Below are 24,252 nucleotides of genomic sequence, written 5' to 3'. Positions count from 1 at the left end.
AGTAGCTATGGAAGAGCCGCGTCGCCTCGGCGGCCGGTATGAGCTGGGCTCTGTGCTCGGCCGCGGTGGCATGGCCGAGGTCTACCTCGCGCATGACACCCGCCTCGGCCGCACTGTCGCCGTGAAGACGCTCCGGGTGGACCTGGCCCGTGACCCGTCCTTCCAGGCCCGGTTCCGCCGAGAGGCCCAGTCGGCGGCCTCGCTCAACCACCCCGCGATCGTCGCGGTCTACGACACCGGCGAGGACTACGTCGACGGTGTCTCGATCCCGTACATCGTGATGGAGTACGTCGACGGATCCACCCTGCGGGAGCTGCTGCACTCCGGCAGAAAGCTGCTCCCCGAGCGGTCCCTGGAGATGACCGTCGGGATTCTCCAGGCCCTCGAGTACTCGCACCGCAACGGCATCGTCCACCGCGACATCAAGCCGGCGAACGTCATGCTCACCAGGACCGGCCAGGTCAAGGTGATGGACTTCGGCATCGCCCGGGCCATGGGCGACGCCGGCATGACCATGACGCAGACGGCCGCCGTGATCGGCACCGCCCAGTACCTCTCCCCCGAGCAGGCCAAGGGCGAGACCGTCGACGCGCGCAGCGACCTCTACTCCACCGGCTGTCTGCTGTACGAGCTGCTGACCGTGCGCCCGCCGTTCATCGGCGACTCGCCGGTCGCCGTCGCCTATCAGCACGTACGGGAGGAACCGCAGCCGCCGAGCGCGTTCGATCCGGAGATCACCCCGGAGATGGACGCGATCGTGCTGCGGGCCCTGGTCAAGGACCCGGACTACCGCTACCAGTCCGCCGACGAGATGCGCGCCGACATCGAGGCGGCCCTGGAGGGCCAGCCGGTCGCCGCCACCGCCGCGCTGGGCGCGGTCGGCTACGGCGGCGAGGACCAGCCCACCACCATGCTGAGGTCGCAGGACGTCGGCGCCCAGACCTCGATGCTGCCGCCGGTGCGCGACGACGACGGGGGCTTCGGCTACGACGAGCGCCCCGACCGCAGGCGCGGGCCCGAGAAGAAGAGCAAGCTCTCGACGGTCCTGCTGGTCCTGGCCGGAATCCTGGTGCTGGTCGGAGCGATCTTCATCGGCAAGGCGATCTTCGGTGGCGGCAAGAACAGCGACCGCGTCGATGTGCCGTCGCTGGCCGGTCTGAAACTCTCCGAGGCCCAGGACCAGGCCAACAACGGCAACTTCAAGGTCGCGGTGACCGGCAGTCCCGTCTTCTGCAAGGAGGCCAAGGAGACGGTCTGCCGGCAGAGCGTGGAGGGCGACAAGGCCATCGAGCGCGACGGCACGGTCCAGCTGACCATGTCCAAGGGCCCCAAGCCCGCCGAGAAGGTCGAAGTCCCCGACGTCATCAACGTGCAGTTCGAGAGCGCCAAGGAGCAGCTCAAGGCCAAGGGCTTCGAGGTCACCCAGAAGACCGAGGAGTCCGACCAGACGCCTGGCAAGGTCATCGACCAGGACCCCAAGGGCGGCAAGAAGGTCGCGCGGGGCACCGAGATCACCCTGACCGTCGCCCGGGAGCAGTCGAAGGTCACCGTCCCGGACGTCACCACCCAGAAGGTCGAGGACGCCACCTCCACGCTCGAGGGCAAGGGTCTGAAGGTGCAGACCACGGAGGTGGAGAACGCCGACGTCGAGGCGGGCACGGTCATCAGCCAGAATCCCCAGCCCAACGAGCAGGTCCTGCCCGGCTCGATCGTCACCCTGACCGTCGCCAAGGCCCCCGCGCAGCAGGACAACGTCGCGGTGCCCCAGCTGCGCGGCAAGACGCTCAAAGAGGCCAAGAAGGCCATCGAGGACGCCGGCCTCACCGTCGGCACCGTCTCCGGGTCGCAGAACGAGAACTCCAGGGTGATCCTCTCCGACCCGACGGAGGGCAGCCAGGTGGCCAAGGGCCAGGTCGTCAACCTGACCACCTTCGACGGTGGCCAGGGCAACGACGGGGGCGGTGACAACGGCGGGGGAGGCGACGGCGGCACCATCCCGTTCGGCGGCCCCTCCGGCGGACCCGCCACGTAGGACGCGCCCTCCACTCGGCGGCAGTCGCCTCAGCGAAGAAGCCCCGGCGCCCGGAAATCGGGCGGCCGGGGCTTCCCCGTGTCCAGAGCCTTGCGGTGTCCAGGGCCCTTAGGGGCCGGGCGGTTAACGCAGTTCCTTGGGCGGCGTACGGTCCGCGTCGACCTTCTCCGTACGCACCAGCTCACCCCACACGATGTAGCGGTGGAGCGAGGTGTAGACCGGCGTGCACGTGGAGAGCGTGATGTAGCGGCCCGGCTTCTTCTTCCCCGACTCCTTCGGGACCGGGCTGAGCACCCGCACATTGAACTTCGAGGTCTCGGGCAGCTCCGCGTAGACCTTGTAGATGTACCAGGTGTCGCGCGTCTCGAAGACGATCGGATCGCCCTTGTCCAGCTTGTTGATGTTGTGGAACTTGGCGCCGTGCCCGTCCCGGTGCGCCGCGAGGGTGAAGTTGCCCTTCTTGTCCCAGGGCATCGCCGACTTCACCGGCTTGGTGTAGTAGCCCGCGACGCCGTCGTTGAGCGTCTCGGTCGACGTGCCCTCCTTGACCAGCACCTCACCGTTGTCCATCGCCGGCACATGCAGGAAGCCGATGCCGTCCTTGGTGTCGAGCCGGCCGGGCCCGCCGGGCCCCTGCTGCTGCGCCCACTGCCGGCGCACCCGGTCGCCCTGCTTCTTCGCCTCGCGGTCGGCCAGCACATTCGTCCACCACAGCGAGTAGACGACGAAGAGGGCGAGGAGCACCCCCACGGTGATCAGCAGCTCGCCCAGAAGGCCGACGGCCGCGGCTATCCGCCCCCGGCGGGGGCGGCGCTGCCGCGCGGGCGCGGCGGACACCTCCCCCGGCTCCCCCGGCCGCTCGTCTTGGTCGGTCCGTGCCACCGCGTGGTACCCCTTTTCCCGGTCGTCCGGGTATTTCTGACTCCCCGGTCGTTCTGGCTTTCCCGGCCGTGCTCGCTCACTGGACCAACGCGTCCGGCTTGCCCTTGCTCCGCGGCCGCTCGTCGATCATCCTGCCCCAGACGATCATGCGGTATTTGCTGGTGAACTCGGGGGTGCAGGTCGTCAGGGTGATGTAGCGGCCCGGTTCGGTGAAGCCCGAGCCGGGCGGCACCGGACCGATCACTCCCGTGTTCGAGGGCTGGGTCTGCGGCAGGATGCTGGTCATCTCGTAGGTGAAGTACGCGTTCTGCGTCTCCACGACGATCTTGTCGCCGGGCTTGAGGTGGTTGATGTACCGGAACGGCTCACCGTGGGTGTTGCGGTGCCCGGCCAGCGCGAAGTTGCCCTTCTTGTCCCACGGCATCGCGGTCTTCAGCTTGCCGCTTCCGTAGTGGCCGACCATGCCGTGGTCGAGGACCTTCTGCTTGCTGATCCCCTCGGCGATCGGGGCCTTGACGTCCAGCTTGGGGATGTAGAGGATCGCGAAGCCCTCGCCGGGCGAGAACGTGCCGGGATCGCGGTTCGCCCCGCCGTCCCGGTCCCACTTCTTCTGGAGGCTGTTGGCGGCGCCGTTCGCCTGCTGATGGGCCAGGATGTTGGTCCACCACAGCTGGTAGGTCACGAAGAGCAGCATCAGCACGCCGACCGTGATGAACAGCTCACCGACGACACGGCTCACGATGACGGCCGGGCTGTCCTTGCGCGCCCGGGCGGCGCGCTTGGCCTCCATACGGGTACGGGGCTTCGTCGGCTGCGGCCCGCTCCCGGCCGCCGTGGCGGTGCCCGTACCCCCTCCGCCCGCGCCGCCCGCCTCACCGCGCGCGCGGGCGCCCCGTCTGCCGCCGCCGCGCTTGGCCGCCGCCTGAGCGGCGCGCCGGCGGGCGGCCCGGCCCCCGGGCGGCCCCTGCGGGCCGTCCGCGGCCTCCGCCTCGGCCCCGCCGTGCCGGTCCGCACCGATCGTCTCCGCCTCGGCGGGGCCGCCGGTCCCGATCTTCCGCAGCAGCACCGTCTCGTCGCCGCCCGGAGGGGGAGCGGCGGGGGCCCCCCGCCCGTCGGCCGTCCCCGGCCGGACCGCGCGCAGCGCCACCGTCTCGTCGTCGCCCGCCACCCGGCGCCCGGCCGGTGCCTGCCCGCCCGGTGCGTGCCCGGCCGGGGCGCGCGCCGGAGCCCCCGCCGCGGACACCGGCGGCAGTACGGCCGTCGCGTCCACGTCGGCGGGCGTGGCGGGCCCGACGGGTGCCACGGGGTCGGGGCGGCGATGGCGGGCCCTGGACGGGCCTCCAGGAGCCCGCTCGGCGGCCGGGGCGGGCCCGGGCACCGACGGACCCGCCCGTCCCGTCACAGGCCCGGCAGCGGGCGTTCTGGCGGCCCCTGGCGGGGGCCCGGCCATGGGACCCGTCACGGGCCCGGTGGTACGCCCCGTCATGGGCTCCGCCGAAGGCCCCTGGGCGGGACCGGCGGCGGGTCTCGCGGCAGGCGTCGCAGGCCCCGCGGAGGGCCCCGTCACAGTCCCCGCCACGAGTCCGGGCGAGGGTCTGGGCAGCGGATCGGTCAGGGGGTCGTCCAGCCGCTCCACAGCCGCCGCGAACGCGTCCGTGGCCCCGTACGCGTCGTGCGGCTCATTCGGCTCGTACGACGCATACGGGTCGGGCTCCTGGGCGCCTTGGGACACGCCCTCGCGCTCGGGGCGCAGTGCGGTCACTCGACGGCCTTACCGCCGACCGTCCCCACCACGGGGGCCAGGCCCGCCGACCGCCCCACCGCCCCCGCGTCGCCGCACTCCTCGAGCCAGTTGGCGAGCATCCGGTGTCCCCACTCGGTGAGCACCGACTCGGGATGGAACTGCACTCCCTCGACGGGCAGCCGCCGGTGGCGCAGCCCCATCGCGATGCCCGTCTCCGTCCAGGCCGTGATCTCCAACTCGTCCGGGACGGTGTCCCGTTCGACGGCCAGCGAGTGGTAGCGGGTGGCGGTGAAGGGCGAGGGGAGGCCCTTGAAGACGCCGGCGCCCTCGTGCGTCACGCGCGAGGTCTTGCCGTGCAGCAGCTCCGGGGCGCGCCCGACGACCCCGCCGTACGCGACCGCCATGGACTGCATCCCCAGACAGACGCCGAAGACCGGCACGCCGGTGTGCGCGCAGTGCCGCACCATGTCGACGCAGACGCCCGCTTCTTCGGGGGTGCCGGGGCCCGGGGACAGCAGGACGCCGTCGAAGCCGTCCTGGGCGTGGCCGAGGGCCACCTCGTCGTTGCGCAGCACCTCGCACTCGGCGCCGAGCTGGTAGAGGTACTGGACCAGGTTGAAGACAAAGCTGTCGTAGTTGTCGACGACCAGAATGCGTGCGCTCACCGGGGCCCCGCCATCCCCTCGTCGACCGTCACGTCGTTGAAGGGCAGCAGGGGCTCCGCCCACGGGAAGACGTACTGGAAGAGCACGAAGACGATCGCCAGCACCAGTACGAGCGAAATCAGCGCCCGCACCCATGCGTTACCCGGCAGATGCCGCCAGATCCAGCCGTACATGCCATCCCTACTCACGACGAAGAAGTCGATTGCAGCACCAGAGACTGCTGCACCAGAGTAAGGGGCCGGGCCTGGGGTCGGTGGGTCAGCTGAGCAAAGCTTCGGGCTTGCCTTCGGTCACTGGACGGGTGGCGTCCAGATGTGCCCATGCGATCAGCCGGTGGCTGTGCCCCCACTCCGGCTCGCAGGTCGTGAGGGTCAGATAGCGGCCCGGTCCGCGGAACCCGGACGCGCGCGGCACGGGGTCGATGACGCCGACATCGGTCGGCAGCGTGCGGTAGGGCCGCTTGTCGATGCGGTACGTGTACCAGGTCGTGCCGTCGTTGAGCACCACGGCGTCGCCGGGCCGCAGCCGGGGGAAGTCCTTGAACGGGTCGCCGTAGGTGCGGCGGTGTCCGGCGACGGCGAAGTTGCCGCGGGCGCCGAGCCGGGCGGTGCGCGTGTAGTGGCCGAGCCCCTTCTTCAGGGTGTCGGTCGCGGTGCCCTGAAGGACCGGCTTTACCCAGTCGGCGCCGAAGCGGGGGATGTACATGATGGCGAAGGACGCGCCGTCCCGGTACGGCTCCGGCTCGGACCGGCGCTGTGTCGCCGCGGCGCCGGCGACGGGCCCGGTCGCCCATCGGTCCTGCAGCCGGTCGATCTCCCCGTCCATCGCGCGGTCCGCGCGGACGCCGGTCCAGTACAGGACGTAGACGACGAAGAGGACGATCAGGGTGCCGACGGTGAGGCAGATCTCACTGAGCGTCCTGACGACCAGTCGCACCCTCATCGGCCGCACACCTGCCCATGTCTGCGTCTACCGGGTTCACCGGGGCTGTGCGTAGTGCAGGTCCACTGTGCCGGAGTAGCCGGGAAGAGTCACCCTGTCGTGCTGGGCGACTTTCCAGCCGAGCCCGTACGCCTCGACATAACTGCGGTAGTTCTCGATGGCGGGGGAGGCGGCCAGCGCGGCGCGCAGCTTGCCGCGGTCGCCGACGGCGGTGATGGTGTAGGGCGGGGAGTAGACCCGGCCCTGCAGGATCAGGGTGTTGCCGACGCAGCGCACCGCGCTGGTCGAGATCAGCCGCTGGTCCATGACCTTGATCCCCCGGGCGCCGCCCTGCCACAGCGCGTTGACCACGGCCTGCAGGTCCTGCTGGTGGATGACCAGGTCATTGGGTTGCGGCTCGGGCACTCCGGGGATCTTCGCCGTCGCGTTCGGCGGGGCGTCGGTGAGGGTGACGGAGAGCGCCGTTCCGGTGAGCTTCTCGGTGCCCGCGTTCCGCTCCAGCGCCGCGAGCCTGCGGCGCTCGGCGTCCGTGGCGCCGTTGTCGCGGCGGGCGAGGGCGTCGACCCGCGAGCGCAGCTGAGCGGTGCTCTCGTCGAGCCTGGCGTTCTTGCGGCTGCGCTCCTGGATGAGGTCGGACAGCCTCAGCATCGACTCGTCACTGCGCAGATTGGTGCCCCGGGCGGTGTCGAAGCTGGTCCAGAAGATCAGTCCGGCGAGCGCGAAGACCGCGGCGGTCAGCAGCCGGACGGGACGGAAGGAGGGGCGGCGGGGGCCCGGGTTGGGGGTGCCGGCGGAATTGCTCAACGTACCCTTACTCCTTACGACGCCGCGGAAGGACTACGCTAACGGACGCCCCGAGTGAAGGGTGTGGTCCCCCGTCTCAGCCCCGACCCGGTGCCGTCCGTACCAATCCCGCGCGGTCACGCAGCGCATCGACAGGAGAGTTCCTCGTGCCGAAGTCACGGATCCGCAAGAAGGACGACTTCACGCCGCCGCCGGCGAAGCAGGCCGCTAACATCAGCCTGCACAGCGGACGCCGGTGGGTGGCTCCGTTGATGCTGGCGATGTTCCTCATCGGTCTCGCCTGGATCGTGATGTTCTACGTGACGACCGGGGACATGCCCGTCAAGTCCCTGGGCAACTGGAACATCGTGGTCGGCTTCGGCTTCATCGCCGCCGGGTTCGTGGTCTCCACTCAGTGGAAGTAGGATCGTCCCTCCGATCCTCCGCATCCCGGTCGTCCACAGAGTTATCCACAGCCGGGGAAAACTCAGAAGATCTGTGGATAACTTCCGCCGCATTGACGCCGGTGTGATCGGCCGAACACGTCCGTTCGACCGTTCACACCTGCCTCTGCCTGCGGGAACGCGGAGGAGCCCGGACCCGCACTGATGTTCTCCACAGCTTGCACAAGATCAGCCACGTGCTGTGGACAACTGCGCTGTGGATATCCCCGGGGCGGCGGATGCGGTGCCGACGGTCAGCCGGTGCCGACTGGTCCCCGGGGTCAGCCGGTCACCGGGCGCCGACCGGTCAGCCGGTGAGCTGCACCGTCCGCAGCCACACCACCGCCACGATCGCGAGCAGCACCACCGCACAGGTGAGCTGCTGCACCAGCGCACGCTTCTCGCGCGGCGCGTGCACCATCCCGTACGCCACCGCCGTGCCCACGACCAGGCCGCCGACGTGGGCCTGCCAGGCGATACCGGACCAGGCGAAGGTGAAGATCAGGTTGAGCACGAGCAGCGCGATGACCGGCCGCATGTCGTAGTTGAGGCGGCGCATCAGGACCGCCGTGGCGCCGAGCAGGCCGAAGATCGCCCCGGAGGCGCCGAGCGAGGGCTGGTTCTGCGCGGCGAGCAGATACGACAGCGCGCTGCCGCCCAGCCCGGCCAGCAGATACAGCGTGAGATAGCGGGCCCGGCCGAGCGCCGCCTCCAGCGGCCCGCCCAGCCACCACAGCGAGAGCATGTTGAAGGCGATGTGGTACGCCTGCTGGTGCAGGAACATCGCGGTGATCAGCCGGTACCACTGGCCCTCGGCGACCCCCACCAGTTCGCCCGCGCTGGGGTCGTAGGCCCGGCCGACCAGATCCAGGGCGTTCACAAACCGGTCGCCGATCGCGAGCGCCACGAACCACACGGCGAGATTGAGGCCGATCAGGACCTTGGTGACCAGCCGCGGGTCGGCGGTGAACGTGCCGCCCGCTATGGTGCGCGGCCGGGCGTCCCGCACCGGGCGCCCCGCCGGGACGGGACCGCCCGAGGAGCCCTGCGCGCCACCGCGCACGCACTCGGGGCACTGGAAACCGACCGAGGCGCTGATCATGCACTCGGGGCAGATCGGCCGCTCACAGCGGACACAGCTGATGCCGGTCTCCCGCTGCGGGTGCCGATAGCAGCAGACCGCCTGGTCCTCCATCGTCTCCCCTTGCCCTGCAATCCATGCTCGCACCGGGCCCACGTGCCCGCCTGCCTGCCGTCAAGACGGACAGGCGGGGCGCGGAGTTCCCGCCGCCGGTCGCGAGGCGCGGCGCGGGCCCGCCACGCGGCGGCGGCCGGCCGCATCGACATGCGGCTCCGCCGCGTGGCGACTACGGCCTCGAGGCCGGCCCTCGGTTCAGCCCTCGCGGGTCTCCACGACGACCGACTCGATGACGACGTCGTTGAGCGGGCGGTCGGTGCGCGGGTTGGTCGAGGTGCTCACGATCGCGTCGACGACCTTCTTGCTCCCCTCGTCGACGACCTCGCCGAAGATGGTGTGCTTGCCGGTCAGCCACGTCGTCGGCGCGACGGTGATGAAGAACTGCGAGCCGTTGGTGCCCGGGCCGGCGTTGGCCATCGCCAGCAGATACGGCTTGTTGAACGACAGGTCCGGGTGGAACTCGTCGGCGAACTCGTAGCCGGGGCCACCGGTGCCGTTGCCCAGCGGGTCACCGCCCTGGATCATGAAACCGCTGATCACGCGGTGGAAGACGGTGCCGTCGTACAGCTTCTCCTTGGCCCGCTTGCCCGTCGCCGGGTGGGTCCACTCACGGGTGCCCTCAGCGAGCTCCACGAAGTTCTTGACCGTCTTGGGGGCGTGGTTCGGCAGCAGCCGGACCACGATGTCGCCATTGTTCGTCTTCAGGGTGGCGTAGAGCTGCTCAGCCACGATCTACCTTCCATAGTCTTCATTGCGGTCCCTTGATCCTCGCACGGACGCCGCGACGACGCGTACCCGCGAATCGGCGCGCGGCACGCACACGATTCATACCGGGCCGAACGGGAACCCGTACGTGCCCCGGATGCCCGGCCACACGTGCCCGGCACCCGGCGAACAGGCATGATCTTCACAATAGGCATGATCTTCCATGAAACGGAAAGGGGAGGATCCCGTGACCCGCATGGAGAGCGTGCGAGCCGCGACTGGCACCGCCAAGGGCAGCGTCCTGCACGCGGCGGAGGTGGTGGCGCCCTACGCCGGTACGGCCAAGGACGCCGCCACGCGCTACGCACACACGGCTCGCGTACAGCTGGGGCCGAAGGTCTCGCACGCCGCGCACCAGGCCCGCCACGCCGCAGGCAGCCAGTACCACGTGCATATCGCGCCGCGGCTGACCCAGGCCCGCGGCACCCTGCCGCGAGGGGTCGACGACGCCGCCACCCGGGCCGCCCTCCGCACCCGCAAGGCGGCCCGCCGAGCCGCGCGGTACACCGCGCCGCGCGTCCAGCACGCGGTCGCCGAGGCGCGCGCCACCGCCGGGCCGGTGTGCGAGGAAGCCGTCACCCGCAGCGCCGCGGCCCTCGCCGCCCTGCGTGACCATGTGACCGCGGCCGACATCCAAAAGCTCGCCAGGCGCCGCCGCAGGAGGGACCGCACCGGACGCATCGCCAAGCGCACGGCCTTCGTCGGCCTGGTGGGCGCCGGTCTCTTCACCGCGTGGAAGTGGTGGGACAGGCAGGCCAACCCCGACTGGCTGGTCGAGCCCCCGGCGGCGACCGAGCTGAGCGGGCGTGAGCCGCTGACGTCCGTGGACGGCAGCGACCAATCCGCACTCGACCCGGAGGCGCAGGCCAAGCAGGCCGACGAGAATGAGCGCTGAAACCGGGGAGCCGGGCGCCGGTCAGTGAGCGGCGACGCGCTCGCTGTACCGGCGCCTCTCCAGGAAGATCTCCGTGAACACGGAGACCTTGGCACGCAGCGCCCAGGGGTCGAACGGCTTGGCGATGTAGTCCACCGCACCGGCCGCGTACCCCCGGGAGGAGTGCTCCGGGTCGGCGCCCATCGCGGTCATGAAGATGATCGGGATGTCCCGGTTGCGGGGCCGCCGCTGGATATGGGCCGCGGTCTCATAGCCGTCCATCTCCGGCATCTGCACATCCAGCAGGATCACCGCGAAGTCGTCGTGGTCGAGCAGGGCCTTGAGGGCCTCCTGCCCCGAGCCCGCGGTCACCAGCTCCTGGTCCAGCGTGGCCAGCACGGCCTCCATGGCCAGCAAATTGTTGTGCTGGTCGTCGACCACGAGGATCTTGGGACGAGGCCCGGAGCAGCGCGTGGACACCGCGGGCTCCGCGGGGGCGTCGGACACCCCGCCCGGCTCAGGGGCCGCGGCGGGGCGCTGGGACTCCACCATGGCCAGCTGCCGCTCCAGCATCTGGCAGCGGTCCTCCGCCAGTAACCCGCGCAGCCGCACATCCTCCAGCTCCTCGGTGAGGCGCTTCACCTCGCGCTGGAGCATGTCCCGCTCCTTGACCAGCTCCGCATGGTCGGGCAGACCCAGCTCCAGCGTGTCCGCCCGGGTGCGCTCCGTCGCCCACGCGGCTTCCAGCTGGCTCAGCCGCACCTCCAGATCGGCGATGCGGTGCTGCCGGTCGAGCAGCGCCTCGCCCAGCACGTCCTCCTTCACACTGGACGTCCTGGCCTCCCGGTCGGCGTCCGCCAGCTGATGCTGGAGGATCTCCATCGCGTGACCGGGCGACCCGCTCGTGTGCACCGCGGCCCGGTGCAGCCCCCGCACCAGCTCGATCGCGGCCGGGGTCGCCGCGGTGCCCCGCCGCTCGGCGAGATCGGTGAACAGGTCCTGCACGAACTCCCACGGCGGGATGCGCGTACCACTCAGATAGCGCGAGAGCGTGCCCGGATCGCGGTACCTGCGCGCGGCATATCTGCGCACCGAGACGTCCAGCCCCTTGAACAGGTCCCGCAGCGCCAGGGCGAAATCCCGGCATTCGTCACTCAGCCCCTCACCCAATGGCCGCAGCTCACGCATGTTGTCTCCCCGCACGGCGGATCGCGCCGACCAGACGACTCCCGGGCCACGCGCCCGAGTTGACGCCAGCGTGGGGCATGCCCGAGGTGTTGCGCGCGACAACGGCCAGAGCGGCAACACCGGGCAACATGAGGGAGGACAATGCCCCGCAACGGCGCTGCGAGGCCCGCGCCGGGTCGACCACACCAAGGGATCCGCACGGGACATGGACGGCAAGAAAAACCGGCCAGGGCACCCTCTGGCGTCCTGGCCGGTGACGAAAGTGGAGCCTAGGAGAGTCGAACTCCTGACATCCGCCATGCAAAGACGGCGCTCTACCAACTGAGCTAAGGCCCCGTCGCCGATCAGGATACCCGGTTGTGGCCCCCTTTCCCGACCGGGTATCGCTCGCGCGTACCGCCCTCCGTAGGATGCCACGCAAGATTCGCTGCAGCGAAGCGAAGGGGAGAGCGAATGGACGCAGCACAGCAGGATGCCACCACCCGCGCACGGGAGCTGCAGCGCAGCTGGTACGGGGAGCCGCTGGGGGCGCTCTTCCGCCGTCTCATCGACGACCTGGGCCTCAACCAGGCCCGCCTCGCCGCCGTCCTCGGGCTGTCCGCGCCCATGCTCTCGCAGCTGATGAGCGGCCAGCGAGCCAAGATCGGCAACCCGGCCGTCGTCCAGCGGGTACAGGCCCTGCAAGAGCTGTCGAGCCAGGCGGCGGACGGCCGGGTCAGCGCCGCCGAGGCCGCCGAGCGCATGGAGGAGATCAAGAAGTCCGCGGGCGGCTCGGTGCTGAACACCACACAGACCACGGCGAGCACCGGCGCCCCCACCGTGCGGCGCGTGGTCCGCGAGATCCAGTCGCTGCTGCGCTCGGTGTCCGCCGCGGGCGACATCATCGACGCCGCCGACACCCTCGCCCCCACCCACCCGGAGCTGGCAGAGTTTCTCCGGGTGTACGGCGCGGGGCGGACCGCCGAGGCGGTCGCCCACTACGAGGCACACCAGAGCTGATGAGCTGACGGACTGCTGACGAGCCGATGAGTGGGCGGGGGCCGCGCGATGGGTGAAGTCTTCGCGGGCCGGTACGAGCTGGTCGACCCGATCGGGCGCGGTGGCGTGGGCGCCGTATGGCGCGTCTGGGACCACCGGCGCCGCCGCTACGTCGCGGCGAAGGTGCTGCAGCAGCGCGACGCGCACACCCTGCTGCGGTTCGTACGGGAACAGGCGCTGCGCATCGACCACCCCTATGTGCTGGCACCGGCCAGCTGGGCGGCGGACGACGACAAGGTGCTGTTCACCATGGACCTGGTGGGCGGCGGCTCGCTCGCCCACCTCATCGGCGACTACGGCCCGCTGCCGCCGCGCTATGTGTGCACGCTGCTGGACCAGTTGCTCTCCGGCCTGGCGGCGGTGCACGCGGAAGGCGTGGTGCACCGCGACATCAAACCCGCGAACATCCTGCTGGAGGCCACCGGGACCGGTCGGCCGCATGTACGGCTGTCCGACTTCGGCATCGCGCTGACGAAGGGGGAACCCCGGCTCACCGAGGCCAACTTCGTGATGGGAACGCCCGGTTACTTCGCGCCCGAGCAGATGATGGGCGAGGAGCCGGACTTCCCCGCCGACCTCTTCGCGGTCGGGCTGGTGGCGCTGTATCTGCTCAGCGGCCACAAGCCGGACGCGGACGCCCTGATCAAGCTGTTCGAGCAGGGCGTGCCGAACGCGCCCACGGGGGTACCCGAGCCGCTGTGGCAGGTGATAGCGAATCTGCTGCAGCCCGATCCCGAGGACCGGTTCCGCACGGCCACGGGGGCGCGCAAGGCGCTCCTCTCGGCCGCCGAGATGCTGCCCGAACCCGGCATCGACGACGAGATGATCGAGGTCTTCGACCATCTCGGTCCGCTCCCCGAGGGGTTCGGACCCGAGGGCCCTTTCCGCACGAGCGGCCGGGCGGGCGCGGACGCGGGCACCGACGGTGACACCGGCGCCGGCATGGCCCCTGCGCACAGCGGCCCGCCGCCCCAACCCTCCGGCTCCCAGGGCACCAGGACACCACAGCCGTCCGAGCCGTCCCCGCAGCAGCCATCCGAGTCGTCCGTCTCGCAGCCGTCCGTCTCGCAGCCGTCGATGTCGGACACCGGCAGCTTCCAACTGCCCCCGCCCCAGACACCGTACACCGGGATACCGCCGCACCCGGCCCCACAACCGCCCTCGGCCCCTCAGCCGCAGACGCCCCAGCCGCACACCGGGCAGCCGCACACCGGCCAGGTCCCGGGCAACCAGAACCCGAGCGGGCAGTTCCCGACCGGGCAGGTCCCCACCGGGCAGCCCGGGGCCCCGTACCCCCCGCACGCCCCCCACACCCCGTATTCCGGCGTGCCGCAGCCGCAGGCCGCTCAGCCTGCGCCCGCACAGCCCACGCCGCCCCCGCGGCCCGTACGGCCCGCACAGCCGCCACAGGCCCCTCCCGATCCGCGACAGCCAGGCCCCCCGCCCTCGCATACGCCCACCCCCACTCCCACTCCGGCCACCGCTCCCGCCCCGGCGGCCCAGCACGAATACCCTCCTACTCGTCCATACACCGCTCCGCAGCCGCAGGTTCCCACCACCGCCCGACGCCGCCCCGGACCGTCCCGCAAGACGGCGGTCGCGATCCTGATCGCCGCGGCCGTGTGCTTCGCGGTCGGCACCTGGGCGTTACTGTCCGCAGGCTGACCCAAAGTCAGCAGGCTGACCCAACAGCAGCCCGGCCCGAAGGCAGCAGCCCGGCTCAAAAGCAGCAGCCCGGCCCGGGGGCAGCAGCCCGCCCATGCCCGCCTACCAGGCAGGCGGCGGCCCGTACCGCCGGTGCCTGCCGGGCCCGGACGCCGGGGCCGCGGCGGCCGGGGCGCGGCGCCGGGCTGCCAGCGTCCACCCCCCGAGCCCGAGCAGCAGCAGCGCGCCGACGGCGTAGCTCACATAGCCGACCAGCCGCAGCGGGCCCTTGTCCGTGCCGTCGGCCACCGCCACGGCGTCGTCCCCCGTCGCGGGGGTCCGGGCGGCCTCCCGCCGGTCGGCGGCGGTGAGGCCGAAGCCCGCCTTGACCGCGTCCCCGTCGTACGTCGGCCCGGCCTCCGCGGTGCCCGAGGTCCGCACCCGCAGGGTGAGCGGCACCGTGCCCTTGAAGAACCGCGCGACATCCGGATTCACCGTGACCGCCAGGTAGTACCACCCGGCGAAGCTCATCGTGCGCACCGAGTAATCGGCCCGCGCCGTGCGGTTGCCGTACGCCACGGGGGCGGTGTCCGCCTCCGCCTGTGCCTGTCGGCCCTCGTAGGCGGTGAAGGAGCTCTTCTTCGTCAGGCCGCGGGCCGGGTTGAAGACCCGAAGCCCCAGTGCGTCGTTGACACCTGCCGTCTCCTTGGTCTTCGCGGCGGGCAGTTCGGCGGTGGCGTCGAGCCGCTGTCCCCAGTCGACCGGCACCCGGTAGAAGTGAGTCTCGCCCGGCCTGATCTGATCCGCCCACACTCCTGTGGACAACGGGCGCGCGTCGTTGAACCCCGTGCCGCCCTGCCGCCATCGCGCCTTGCCGTCGGGCAGATCGGGCGGCGTGGTGCGCCAACTCCCCTCCGGGGCCTGTCCGGTGGCCCCGCCCTTCACCGGCGGCTCCACCATCAGCCGGAGCTCCAGCGGCCAGGCGGCGGGGTCCTGGGAACCGGCTCGGCGTTCCACCGTGACGAGGTACCGGCCCGCCTGCCGGCAGGAGGCCACCGAGCCGGACGCGACCTGGCGTGCCACGTAGTCGGCGATCGGATAGGCCACGCCGTTCGCCTCGATCTTCCGGTCGGAGGTGTCGCAGGTGGTGCCGTCGGGGCTCTCCAGCGTCACCTTGACGCCGTCCTGGTACGAGGCCACGCCCGCCCCCGGCCGGGGCGCCGCCACCGCCGAGACGTACGAGCCGGACGTGGCGTCCAGCCGGACGCTGTAGTACCGCTTCTGGCCCACCGCGATGTTGTCGACATAGCCCAGCCCCGGCTTGAGCAGCGGGGCTCCCTGGGCACCGTCGGCGCCCCGGACGAGGGTCCCCTCGGTCCGGTAGGGCCGCGCCCCGGCGGCCCCGTCCGCGGGCGCGGCCCAGGCCTGGCCGGCCGGTCCTGGTGCCGTGGCCACCGCGCACAGCGCCGCCACCGCGGCGAGGCCGGTCCTGACCTTGCTGCGGTCATCCATCGCGGGTCACTCCTCGTCGTGCCGGCCGCACAGCCCGTTCAACTTTGCTTATGCAAGCTTTTTGTTTGCAAGAGTGAACTAAAAAGACGGTTGCCGCGATTGCCGCGACAGCCGCCAGTAAAGCCGACAGGACCCCGACCGCTCCAGCGGTCGGGGCCCTGTACAGAGCTGTTGGTCTCACACACCCGAACCTGCGGGCACGGAGTCGGTCGCCTCCGTCCACAGATCCTGCTCGGCGCGATCCGCCTGGATCTGGCGGTACACGAGGAGCCCGCCGATGGCGGCCAGTGCGACCAGGAGAAGCTTCTTCACCGCGCTACCTCGTCTCTTTCCTTGACGTAGGGGACCTCTGGCGCCCGATGATACACACCGGCCGATACCGTTCGGTGACCTATGCCCGGCATTGGTCGGTCGGTGGCCATTGACCAACTGCCTGGGCGCCACTACGGAATCAGCCCGGGCGGAGAGAAGATCTCCGTCCGGGCTGATCGCGCCGGTGGGGCTAACAGGACTTGAACCTGTGGCCTCTTCCTTATCAGGGAAGCGCTCTAACCGTCTGAGCTATAGCCCCGCGCTGCACCGAAAGATTAGCGCACGACCAGCCCTGTCCCAAAATCGGTTACGGGCGGCCGCTACTCGTCCTCGGCGAGCGTGAGCTCCACACCGCCGACGAAGCCCGCCGACAGGTTGTAGATGAAGGCCCCCAGGGTGGCCAGCGCCGTCGCCAGCACCACGTTGATCGCGGCGATGATCCCGGTGAAGGTCAGCACCCGCGGCAGCGACAGGAACGACTCCAGGTCGAAGCCGGTGCCCTTCTTCGACTCCGTGGCCTCGCTGATCGTCCCGCCCACGGCGCTGAAGACGCCCATCCCGTCCATGACCATCCACAGCACCGCCGCGGCGACCACGGTGCAGATGCCCAGCGCGATAGCGAGCAGGAAGCTGACCTTCATCACCGACCACGGGTCCACCCGGGAGACCCGCAGCCGCGCCTTGCGCGTGCGCGGGGCCTGGCGGGCACCCGACTCGGTGCGCGGGCGGCGCACGGCGGTCTGCTGCTGCCCCGAGGCGCCCCGGGCGGCCCCGCCGGCGTTCGGCGGGGCGTAGGCCTGCGGCGGGTGGTACGGCTGCGTGGGCTGTGGCTGGCCCTGCCGCTCGCCGGGCAGCGGACTGCCCGAGTAGCCCTCGTACGGCGGCTGCGGCTGCCTGATGTCCGTCACGGTACCCCCATGGGAGTCGGTGGCGGGGCCACGGGCGCCTGCCGAAGCGGATGATCCGCTCCCGGTGGGTGCGGCTCCCGGCATCGGCCTCTGGCCGGCATCCGCTCCGCCGCCGCCCGCCGCGGCACCCGTGGCTCCACTCACGACTTACTCCTCGGTCTCGTCGGCCGGGGGCGGTGTGCCCTCGGCCGCCTCGGACGCGGCCCCCTCGGCTGCCTCGCTCACGGTCTCGGACTCGTCCTCGACCTCTTCAGCCTCACGACCGGCCTCGGCGTTCCGGGCGATACCGACGACGGCATCGCGCTTGCCCAGGTTGATCAGTTGGACGCCCATGGTGTCACGGCCCGTCTCCCTGACCTCGTTCACGCGGGTACGGATCACGCCACCGCTGAGCGTGATGGCAAGGATCTCATCACTTTCCTCGACCACCAGCGCCCCGACGAGAGAACCCCGGTCCTCCACGATCTTGGCGGCCTTGATGCCCAGGCCGCCACGGCCCTGGACGCGGTACTCGTCGACATTCGTCCGCTTCGCGTACCCGCCGTCGGTGGCGGTGAACACGAACGTACCGGGCCGGACGACGTTCATCGACAAGAGCTCGTCGCCCTCGCGGAAGCTCATGCCCTTGACGCCCGAGGTCGCCCGCCCCATCGGCCGCAGCGACTCATCCGTGGCCGTGAACCTGATCGACTGTGCCTTCTTGCTGATCAACAGCAGATCGTCCTCGGCCGAAACCAGCTCGGCCCCGATCAGCTCGTCCTCGCGGCCGTCCTCCGTCTCCCGGAGGTTGATGGCGATCACACCACCGGAGCGCGGCGAGTCGTAGTCCTTGAGCGGGGTCTTCTTCACCAGGCCCGACTTCGTCGCCAGCACCAGGTACGGCACCGCCTCGTAGTCCCGGATCGCCAGGATCTGCGCGATCTGCTCGTCCGGCTGGAACGCCAGCAGGTTGGCGACGTGCTGGCCGCGCGCCTCCCGGCCCGCGTCCGGCAGCTCGTACGCCTTCGCCCGGTAGACCCGGCCCTTGTTGGTGAAGAACAGCAGCCAGTGGTGGGTGGTCGAGACGAAGAAGTGGTCGACGATGTCGTCCTGCTTGAGCTTGGTGCCGCGCACGCCCTTGCCGCCGCGCTTCTGCGAGCGGTAGTCCTCGGTCTTCGTACGCTTCACATAGCCGCCGCGGGTGATCGTGACGACGATGTCCTCCTCGGCGATCAGGTCCTCGATGGACATGTCGCCGTCGAAGGGGATCAGCTTGGTGCGCCGGTCGTCGCCGTACTTCTCGACGATCGCGGTCAGCTCCTCGCTGATGATCTGCCGCTGCCGCTCGGGCGAGGCCAGGATCGCGTTGTACTCGTTGATCTTGGCCTGCAGCTCGTCGTGCTCCTGGATGATCTTCTGACGCTCCAGGGCGGCGAGCCGCCGCAGCTGCATCTCCAGGATCGCGTTGGCCTGGATCTCGTCGATCGTCAGCAGGTCCATCAGGCCCGTGCGCGCGATCTCCACCGTGTCACTGCGCCGGATCAGCGCGATGACCTCGTCGATCGCGTCCAGCGCCTTGAGCAGACCGCGCAGGATGTGGGCCCGCTCCTCCGCCTTGCGCAGCCTGAAGCGCGTCCGGCGGACGATGACCTCGATCTGGTGGGTGACCCAGTTGCGGATGAAGGCGTCCAGCGAGAGGGTGCGCGGCACCCCGTCGACCAGCGCCAGCATGTTCGCGCCGAAGTTCGTCTGCAGGTCGGTGTGCTTGTAGAGGTTGTTGAGCACGACCTTGGCGACCGCGTCCCGCTTCAACACGATGACCAGGCGCTGACCGGTCCGCGAGGACGTCTCGTCGCGGACGTCCGCGATGCCGCCGATCCTGGCCTCCTTCACCAGGTCGGCGATCTTCTGCGCCAGGTTGTCCGGGTTGACCTGGTACGGCAGCTCGGTGACCACCAGGCACTGGCGGCCCTGGATCTCCTCGACCTCCACGACCGCGCGCATCGTGATCGAGCCGCGGCCGGTGCGGTACGCCTCCTCGATGCCCTTGCGGCCGACGACCAGGGCGCCGGTGGGGAAGTCCGGGCCCTTGATCCGGTCGATGAGCGCGTCGAGCAGTTCCTCCGGCGTGGCCTCCGGGTTGGCCAGGAACCACTGGGCGCCCTCGGCCACCTCGCGCAGGTTGTGCGGCGGGATGTTGGTGGCCATGCCGACCGCGATCCCCGCGGAGCCGTTGATCAGCAGGTTCGGGAAGCGGGCCGGCAGAACCGTCGGCTCCTGGTTGCGCCCGTCGTAGTTGTCCTGGAAGTCGACGGTCTCCTCGTCGATGTCCCGGAGCATCTCCATGGACAGCGGCGCCATCTTGCACTCGGTGTAGCGCATGGCCGCCGCCGGGTCGTTGCCCGGGGAGCCGAAGTTGCCGTTGGAGTCGACCAGCGGCATCCGCATGGACCACGGCTGGGCCAGCCGCACCAGGGCGTCGTAGATGGACGAGTCGCCGTGCGGGTGGTACGTGCCCATCACGTCGCCGACGACGCGGGCGCACTTGTAGAAGCCCTTCTCGGGGCGGTATCCGCCGTCGTACATCGCGTACAGCACGCGCCGGTGCACCGGCTTGAGGCCGTCCCGGACGTCGGGCAGCGCACGGCTCACGATCACGCTCATCGCGTAGTCGAGATACGAGCGCTGCATCTCCGTCTCGAGGCCCACCGGCTCGACGCGGAGGGCGGCCCCCTGGACCTGGTCTTCGGGCGTGTTCGGGGTGTTCTCGTCGGCCATTGCTGGTCAAAGTCCTTCTGTCGTCTGCGGCTGCTCGGGGCCGACTCAGATGTCGAGGAAGCGGACGTCCTTGGCGTTGCGCTGGATGAACGAGCGCCGGGCCTCGACGTCCTCGCCCATCAGGACCGAGAACAGGTCGTCGGCCTGCGCGGCGTCGTCCAGGGTGACCTGGCCCAGGACGCGGTGGTCGACGTCCATGGTGGTCACGCGCAGCTCCTCGGCGTTCATCTCGCCCAGACCCTTGAAGCGCTGGACCGAGTCCTCCTTGATGCGCTTGCCCTGCTCACGGCCGGCCTGGATCAGCGCGTCCCGCTCGCGGTCCGAGTACGCGTACTCGAAGTCGTCCCGGCCCCACTTGATCTTGTAGAGCGGCGGGCGGGACAGGAAGACATGGCCCGCCTCCACCAGCGGGCGCATAAAGCGGAAGAGGAAGGTGAGCAGCAGGGTGTTGATGTGCTGGCCGTCGACATCGGCGTCCGCCATCAGAATGATCTTGTGATAGCGGAGCTTGCTGATGTCGAAGTCCTCGTGCACACCGGTGCCGAACGCCGAGATCAGCGCCTGGACCTCGTTGTTCTGGAGGATCTTGTCGACCCGCGCCTTCTCGACGTTGAGGATCTTGCCTCGGATGGGCAGGATCGCCTGGTACTGCGGGTTCCGGCCGGCCTTGGCCGAGCCGCCGGCGGAGTCACCCTCGACGATGAAGATCTCGCACTTGGCCGGGTCGTTGGACTGGCAGTCGGCCAGCTTGCCCGGCAGTGACGCGGTCTCCAGCAGCCCCTTGCGGCGGGTCAGATCGCGGGCCTTGCGGGCCGCGACCCGGGCCGTGGCCGCCTGGATGGACTTGCGGACGATGTCCGCCGCCTCGTTGGGATAGCGGTCCAGCCAGTCGGCCAGGTGCTCATGGACGATCTTCTGGACGAAGGTCTTCGCCTCCGTGTTGCCCAGCTTCGTCTTCGTCTGGCCCTCGAACTGGGGCTCGCCGAGCTTGACCGAGATGATCGCGGTCAGACCCTCGCGGATGTCCTCACCAGTGAGATTGTCATCCTTTTCCCGGAGCAGCTTCTTGTCCCGCGCGTACTTGTTGATCAAGTACGTCAGCGCGGCGCGGAAGCCCTCCTCGTGGGTACCGCCCTCATGGGTGTGGATGGTGTTCGCGAAGCTGTAGACACCCTCGGTGTACTGGGTGTTCCACTGCATCGCGATCTCGACCGAGAGCATCCGCTCCTTGTCCTCGGCCTCGAAGCCGATGACCGTGGGGTGGACCAGCTCCCCCTTGCGGGAGTTCAGGTACTGCACGAAGTCGACGATGCCGCCCTCGTAGCAGTACGTCACGGAGAGCGGCTTGCCCTCCTCGTCCACATGGGCCGCCCGCTCGTCCGTCAGCGAGATGGACAGGCCCTTGTTCAGGAACGCCATCTCCTGGAAGCGCCGCGACAGCGTCTCGAAGGAGTACTCGGTCGTCTCGAAGACATCCGGGTCGGCCCAGAAGGTGACCGTCGTACCGGTCTCCGTGACCTGCTCGTTCTTGGCCAGCGGCGCGGTGGGCACACCGAGCTTGTAGTCCTGGGTCCAGCGGTAGCCGTCCCGCTTGACCTCGACCGAGACCTTCGTCGACAGCGCGTTGACCACGGAGACGCCGACGCCGTGCAGACCGCCGGAGACGGCGTAGCCGCCGCCGCCGAACTTGCCGCCCGCGTGCAGCACGGTCAGCACGACCTCGACGGCCGGCTTCTTCTCCACCGGGTGCAGGTCGACCGGGATACCGCGGCCGTTGTCGACCACGCGGACCCCGCCATCGGCCAGGATCGTCACCTCGATGCTGTCCGCGTGACCGGCCAGAGCCTCGTCCACGGAGTTGTCCACCACCTCTTGGACGAGGTGGTGGAGGCCGCGCTCACCGGTCGAACCGATGTACATACCGGGTCGCTTGCGGACCGCGTCCAGACCCTCCAGGACGGTGATCGCACTGGCGTCATAGGACGGCGGGGCCAGGGCCTCGTCACCGTCCTGGGACGGGAGCTGGGACGGGATGTTCTCGTTGGGGTTGCCGGAATCGGCCACGAAGCGCCCTTTCTGGCACAGCACGAGCCGTCTCCGGGGCAGGCGGGAGCGGCTGCGTCGTTCAACATGTTTCCGCGAGCGCTCGGTGCGCAAGCGGCGACGGTGTACGGGCCCAGTCTACCGGTAGCGCCGACAAGAATGGGGGCTTGCTGGTGCCTGAGTACGCATGTGCCGCCCTGAACCGGCCGCCACCGACTCCCCATATCTGGGCACGGGGTCCAAGAGGCTCACACCGCCACTCAGCGCTTCGGGCCGTCAACCACCGGCAACCATGACAGACGCCCCAGCCGCCACCTCCTTCACGGCCGCCGCCGTCGCGCGCGCCCGGGCGCGCGCGACGGGCAGCGCGGAAGGCCGTCTCAGCCGTAGGTGTCCCCGGGGCCCGTGCTGCCCGGGGCGCGCAGCGAGCCATAACGGCGGGCCGGGCCGCCCGGGCCCAAGACCTTGATCAGCTTGACCGTGCCCTGGCCGAGGTCCGCGTTGAGCCGGGCCACCAGCTGCGGGGCCAGCAGCCGCAGCTGGGTCGCCCACGCCGTCGAATCGCACCGCACCGTGAGCACCCGCGCATCCTCGTCGTACCGCTGCGGCTCACAGTGCTGCGCCACCTCCGGCCCCACCATCTGGGGCCAGCGCCCCATCACCCCGCCCACCGCGGCGGGGGTCTCCCAGCCCCGCTCGGTGATCAGCCGGCTGATCGCGGCACCGAGCGGCAGCGGATCGCGCCCGTCGGCGCGCGCGCCGGAGCGCAAGCCCCCTCGGCGCGCCTGCTTCCTCTGCTGCGCCGCCGCACCACGGGCGCGCGCCTGCTCCTTGGCGGCGCGCAGCGCCACCCGCGCCAGGTCGACCCCCGAGGGCTCCGGCGGGGTGGGCGGCTGTGCGGGCTGCTCGGTCACAGGGGCCGCACCTCCCCTTCGGAGACCGCGTAGCGCGCGCCCGACAGCACCGCGGGAACGTCGTCCTCCACGGCCGCCGTCACCAGCACCTGCTCACCGGGCGCGACCAGCTCGGCCAGCCGCTCCCGGCGCCGCTCGTCGAGCTCCGCGAAGACGTCGTCGAGCACCAGCACCGGCTCGCCCGCCCGCCGGACCGCCCCGGCGGCCCCTCCGGCCCCGGCGGCCTGAGCGGTTTCGGCGGAAGGCCCGCCCGGCGCCCATGAGACGTCCGCGCGCAGCAGGTCGTACGAGGCCAGGCGCAGGGCCAGCGCATACGACCAGGACTCGCCATGGCTCGCATAGCCCTTCGCCGGAAGCTCCCCGAGCCGCAGGATCAGATCGTCGCGGTGCGGGCCGACCAGCGTCACCCCGCGCTCGATCTCCTGCTTGCGGGCGGCGGTGAGCGCGGCCGAGAGCCGCTCGTACAGCTCCTCGCGGCCGCCCGCGGCCACCAGCCCGTCGCCGACGGAGCTGCGGTAGTCAAAACCGACCGGGCCGCCTCCCGGCGCCAGTTGTTCGTACGCCTTGTCGGTCAGCGGCTGCAGGGCGGCGATCAGATCGAGGCGCTGGGCGAGCAGTTCCGCACCGGCCCGCGCCAGATGTTGATCCCATACGTCGAGAGTGGACAGCGCCCCGTCGCCCCCCGCACCACGGCCGCCGCCGTGGCGCCGGGCCAGCGCGGCGGTCTTGAGCAGGGTGTTGCGCTGCTTGAGCACGCGCTCGTAATCGGCGCGGACCCCGGCCATACGGGGCGACCGCGCGGTGATCAGCTCGTCCAGGAAGCGCCGGCGCTCGCCGGGATCCCCCTTGACCAGGGCAAGGTCCTCGGGGGCGAACAGGACCGTGCGCAGGATACCGAGCACATCGCGCGGTCTGACCTGCGAGGATCTATTGATTCTGGCGCGGTTGGCCTTGCCGGGGTTCAGCTCAAGCTCGACCAGCTGCTGCCGGTCGCCCTCGACGATCGCGGCGCGCACGATCGCCCGGTCCGCGCCCATCCGCACCAGCGGGGCATCGGCGGAGACGCGATGGCTGCCGAGCGTGGCCACATAGCCGACGGCCTCGACGAGGTTGGTCTTCCCCTGGCCATTGGGGCCCACAAAGGCAGTGACGCCCGGACCGAGGGCGACCTCGGCCCGGGCGTACGAGCGGAAGTCGGCGAGCGACAGATGCGTGACATGCATGGTGGCGCGCCGACCTCCCCCGGCGGCTCCCTTACGGGGGCTGGTTACTTCTTGTTCTCGACCGCGTGGCCGCCGAACTGGTTGCGCAGTGCGGCGATCATCTTCATCTGCGGGGAGTCGTCCTGGCGGGACGCGAACCGGGCGAAGAGCGAGGCCGTGATGGCGGGCAGCGGCACGGCGTTGTCGATGGCCGCCTCGACGGTCCAGCGGCCCTCGCCGGAGTCCTCCGCGTAGCCCCGCAGCTTCTCCAGGTGCTCGTCGTCGTCCAGGGCGTTCACCGCGAGGTCCAACAGCCAGGAGCGGATGACGGTGCCCTCCCGCCAGGAGCGGAAGACCTCGCGGACGTCGGTGACGGAGTCCACGGCCTCCAGCAGCTCCCAGCCCT

The 24,252-nt window shown here is 70.6% G+C and carries 21 protein-coding genes, 2 tRNA genes and 1 pseudogene; 5 read left to right on the top strand and 19 right to left on the bottom strand.

Translation table 11 applies throughout. The features are described from left to right. The first annotated feature begins 7 nt into the window (after positions 1 to 7). A complete protein-coding gene (gene pknB, locus ACFZDL_RS31965; RefSeq protein ID WP_353594815.1) occupies positions 8 to 2,032 on the top strand; it encodes a Stk1 family PASTA domain-containing Ser/Thr kinase in 2,025 nt (674 codons plus the stop codon). 123 nt (positions 2,033 to 2,155) lie between these two features. Here the strand turns inward: pknB and ACFZDL_RS31960 are convergent, their stop codons facing one another. The 6 genes from ACFZDL_RS31960 to ACFZDL_RS31935 form a co-directional block, all read right to left on the bottom strand. Next, positions 2,156 to 2,914, bottom strand: a complete 759-nt coding sequence (locus ACFZDL_RS31960) for a class E sortase (RefSeq protein WP_391193144.1) — start codon at positions 2,912 to 2,914, stop codon at positions 2,156 to 2,158. A gap of 76 nt (positions 2,915 to 2,990) precedes the next feature. Continuing rightward, on the bottom strand, positions 2,991 to 4,676 hold the full coding sequence (locus ACFZDL_RS31955) for a class E sortase (protein ID WP_353594816.1): 1,686 nt from the start codon (positions 4,674 to 4,676) through the stop codon (positions 2,991 to 2,993). Continuing rightward, positions 4,673 to 5,323, bottom strand: coding sequence for an aminodeoxychorismate/anthranilate synthase component II (locus ACFZDL_RS31950; RefSeq protein WP_353594817.1), 651 nt, complete (start codon positions 5,321 to 5,323; stop codon positions 4,673 to 4,675). The genes ACFZDL_RS31955 and ACFZDL_RS31950 overlap by 4 nt, the downstream gene beginning before the upstream one ends. After that, entirely contained in the window at positions 5,320 to 5,511 is a 192-nt protein-coding gene (locus ACFZDL_RS31945) for a hypothetical protein (RefSeq protein ID WP_319689107.1), read from the bottom strand. The genes ACFZDL_RS31950 and ACFZDL_RS31945 overlap by 4 nt, the downstream gene beginning before the upstream one ends. A 70-nt stretch (positions 5,512 to 5,581) precedes the next feature. Then, a complete protein-coding gene (locus ACFZDL_RS31940; RefSeq protein WP_353594818.1) occupies positions 5,582 to 6,265 on the bottom strand; it encodes a class E sortase in 684 nt (227 codons plus the stop codon). Positions 6,266 to 6,301: 36 nt separating this feature from the next. Then, positions 6,302 to 7,069: a DUF881 domain-containing protein gene (locus ACFZDL_RS31935; protein WP_353594819.1), complete on the bottom strand. Its 768-nt coding sequence runs from the start codon at positions 7,067 to 7,069 to the stop codon at positions 6,302 to 6,304. Positions 7,070 to 7,215: 146 nt separating this feature from the next. Between ACFZDL_RS31935 and crgA the strand changes: the two genes are divergently transcribed. Then, positions 7,216 to 7,473: a cell division protein CrgA gene (gene crgA, locus ACFZDL_RS31930; RefSeq protein ID WP_353594820.1), complete on the top strand. Its 258-nt coding sequence runs from the start codon at positions 7,216 to 7,218 to the stop codon at positions 7,471 to 7,473. Positions 7,474 to 7,798: 325 nt separating this feature from the next. Here the strand turns inward: crgA and ACFZDL_RS31925 are convergent, their stop codons facing one another. Continuing rightward, on the bottom strand, positions 7,799 to 8,686 hold the full coding sequence (locus ACFZDL_RS31925) for a rhomboid family intramembrane serine protease (RefSeq protein ID WP_353594821.1): 888 nt from the start codon (positions 8,684 to 8,686) through the stop codon (positions 7,799 to 7,801). Between the two features lie 198 nt (positions 8,687 to 8,884). Then, positions 8,885 to 9,418: a peptidylprolyl isomerase gene (locus ACFZDL_RS31920; protein WP_353594822.1), complete on the bottom strand. Its 534-nt coding sequence runs from the start codon at positions 9,416 to 9,418 to the stop codon at positions 8,885 to 8,887. Positions 9,419 to 9,641: 223 nt separating this feature from the next. Here ACFZDL_RS31920 and ACFZDL_RS31915 point away from each other — a divergent pair, with 223 nt between their 5' ends. After that, positions 9,642 to 10,349, top strand: coding sequence for a DUF5324 family protein (locus tag ACFZDL_RS31915; RefSeq protein ID WP_353594823.1), 708 nt, complete (start codon positions 9,642 to 9,644; stop codon positions 10,347 to 10,349). Between the two features lie 21 nt (positions 10,350 to 10,370). Here ACFZDL_RS31915 and ACFZDL_RS31910 read toward each other — a convergent pair whose 3' ends face one another. Next, positions 10,371 to 11,516 carry a response regulator gene (locus ACFZDL_RS31910; protein ID WP_353594824.1) on the bottom strand — a complete coding sequence of 382 codons (1,146 nt, stop codon included), beginning with the start codon at positions 11,514 to 11,516 and terminating at the stop codon, positions 10,371 to 10,373. A 263-nt stretch (positions 11,517 to 11,779) separates the two neighbouring features. Continuing rightward, a tRNA-Ala gene (locus ACFZDL_RS31905) sits at positions 11,780 to 11,852 on the bottom strand. 117 nt (positions 11,853 to 11,969) lie between these two features. Here ACFZDL_RS31905 and ACFZDL_RS31900 point away from each other — a divergent pair. Both ACFZDL_RS31900 and ACFZDL_RS31895 read left to right on the top strand, forming a co-directional pair. Beyond that, complete coding sequence (locus ACFZDL_RS31900; protein WP_353594825.1) at positions 11,970 to 12,515, top strand: DNA-binding protein; 546 nt, start codon at positions 11,970 to 11,972, stop codon at positions 12,513 to 12,515. 48 nt (positions 12,516 to 12,563) lie between these two features. Continuing rightward, complete coding sequence (locus ACFZDL_RS31895) at positions 12,564 to 14,219, top strand: serine/threonine-protein kinase (protein WP_353594826.1); 1,656 nt, start codon at positions 12,564 to 12,566, stop codon at positions 14,217 to 14,219. A gap of 102 nt (positions 14,220 to 14,321) precedes the next feature. Here ACFZDL_RS31895 and ACFZDL_RS31890 read toward each other — a convergent pair whose 3' ends face one another. The 9 genes and pseudogenes from ACFZDL_RS31890 to ACFZDL_RS31850 form a co-directional block, all read right to left on the bottom strand. After that, positions 14,322 to 15,710 (bottom strand): hypothetical protein, encoded by a 1,389-nt coding sequence (locus tag ACFZDL_RS31890; protein ID WP_353594827.1) that lies wholly within the window; start codon positions 15,708 to 15,710, stop codon positions 14,322 to 14,324. A gap of 177 nt (positions 15,711 to 15,887) precedes the next feature. Further along, on the bottom strand, positions 15,888 to 16,022 hold the full coding sequence (locus ACFZDL_RS31885) for a DLW-39 family protein (protein WP_003958712.1): 135 nt from the start codon (positions 16,020 to 16,022) through the stop codon (positions 15,888 to 15,890). A gap of 185 nt (positions 16,023 to 16,207) precedes the next feature. Continuing rightward, positions 16,208 to 16,281: transfer RNA gene (locus tag ACFZDL_RS31880), tRNA-Ile, on the bottom strand. Between the two features lie 61 nt (positions 16,282 to 16,342). Further along, a complete protein-coding gene (locus ACFZDL_RS31875) occupies positions 16,343 to 16,930 on the bottom strand; it encodes a DUF3566 domain-containing protein (RefSeq protein WP_353594828.1) in 588 nt (195 codons plus the stop codon). Positions 16,931 to 17,077: 147 nt separating this feature from the next. Next, positions 17,078 to 19,687: a DNA gyrase subunit A gene (gene gyrA / locus ACFZDL_RS31870; protein WP_353594829.1), complete on the bottom strand. Its 2,610-nt coding sequence runs from the start codon at positions 19,685 to 19,687 to the stop codon at positions 17,078 to 17,080. Positions 19,688 to 19,732: 45 nt separating this feature from the next. Continuing rightward, positions 19,733 to 21,775, bottom strand: coding sequence for a DNA topoisomerase (ATP-hydrolyzing) subunit B (gene gyrB / locus ACFZDL_RS31865; RefSeq protein ID WP_353594830.1), 2,043 nt, complete (start codon positions 21,773 to 21,775; stop codon positions 19,733 to 19,735). A 335-nt stretch (positions 21,776 to 22,110) separates the two neighbouring features. After that, positions 22,111 to 22,644 (bottom strand): DciA family protein, encoded by a 534-nt coding sequence (locus ACFZDL_RS31860; protein ID WP_353594831.1) that lies wholly within the window; start codon positions 22,642 to 22,644, stop codon positions 22,111 to 22,113. Then, entirely contained in the window at positions 22,641 to 23,867 is a 1,227-nt protein-coding gene (recF, locus tag ACFZDL_RS31855) for a DNA replication/repair protein RecF (protein WP_353594832.1), read from the bottom strand. The genes ACFZDL_RS31860 and recF overlap by 4 nt, the downstream gene beginning before the upstream one ends. A 44-nt stretch (positions 23,868 to 23,911) precedes the next feature. Beyond that, a pseudogene (locus ACFZDL_RS31850) lies at positions 23,912 to 24,252 on the bottom strand (6-phosphogluconate dehydrogenase); the annotation flags it as partial.

This window comes from Streptomyces sp. NPDC007917, from assembly GCF_042959105.1.
Classification (GTDB): Bacteria; Actinomycetota; Actinomycetes; order Streptomycetales; family Streptomycetaceae; genus Streptomyces.
Note: the sequence above shows the minus strand (reverse complement) of the source record. Positions and strands in the feature narration are given on the sequence as shown.